This is a genomic window from Providencia sp. PROV033 (genome assembly GCF_028484855.1).
Lineage (GTDB): Bacteria > Pseudomonadota > Gammaproteobacteria > Enterobacterales > Enterobacteriaceae > Providencia > Providencia alcalifaciens.
Map to the genome: position 1 here is coordinate 1 of NZ_JAMPSW010000211.1, position 1120 is coordinate 1120.

Sequence of the window (1120 nt, forward strand, 5' to 3'; positions counted from 1 at the left end):
TGTCTAAAGAAAAATTTGAACGTTCAAAACCGCACGTTAACGTTGGTACAATCGGCCACGTTGACCATGGTAAAACTACCCTGACAGCAGCTATCACTACTGTTCTGGCTAAAACCTACGGCGGTAACGCTCGTGCATTCGATCAAATCGATAACGCACCAGAAGAAAAAGCGCGTGGTATCACCATTTCTACATCTCACGTAGAATATGACACACCAACTCGCCACTACGCACACGTAGACTGCCCAGGACACGCCGACTATGTTAAAAACATGATCACTGGTGCTGCGCAGATGGACGGTGCAATTCTGGTTGTTGCTGCGACTGATGGTCCAATGCCACAAACTCGTGAGCACATCCTGTTAGGTCGCCAAGTAGGTGTTCCTTACATCATCGTTTTCCTGAACAAATGTGACATGGTAGACGACGAAGAACTGTTAGAATTAGTTGAAATGGAAGTTCGTGAACTTCTGTCTCAGTACGATTTCCCAGGCGATGACACTCCAGTTGTTCGCGGTTCAGCACTGAAAGCGCTGGAAGGCAACCCAGAGTGGGAAGCAAAAATTGTTGAATTAGCAGGTTACCTGGATTCTTACATCCCAGAACCAGAGCGTGCAATTGACAAGCCATTCCTGCTGCCAATCGAAGACGTATTCTCAATCTCTGGTCGTGGTACAGTAGTAACAGGCCGTGTTGAGCGTGGTATCATCAAAGTTGGTGAAGAAGTTGAAATCGTTGGTATTCAAGCGACTGCGAAAACAACTTGTACTGGCGTTGAAATGTTCCGTAAACTGCTGGACGAAGGTCGTGCGGGTGAGAACGTTGGTGTTCTGCTGCGTGGTACTAAACGTGAAGAAATTCAACGTGGTCAAGTACTGGCTAAACCAGGTTCAATCAAGCCACACACTCAATTCGAATCAGAAGTATATATTCTGAGCAAAGATGAAGGTGGTCGTCATACTCCATTCTTCAAAGGCTACCGTCCACAGTTCTACTTCCGTACAACTGACGTAACCGGTACTATCGAACTGCCAGAAGGCGTAGAGATGGTAATGCCAGGCGACAACATCAACATGATCGTGACTCTGATTCACCCAATCGCGATGGATGATGGTTTACG

At 46.8% G+C, this 1120-nt stretch carries 1 protein-coding gene; it reads left to right on the forward strand.

Annotated features, from left to right (window positions below; genetic code table 11):
* A partial coding sequence (gene tuf / locus PSF16_RS17395; protein ID WP_272689806.1) for an elongation factor Tu occupies positions 1 to 1120 on the forward strand: 1120 nt, incomplete at both ends.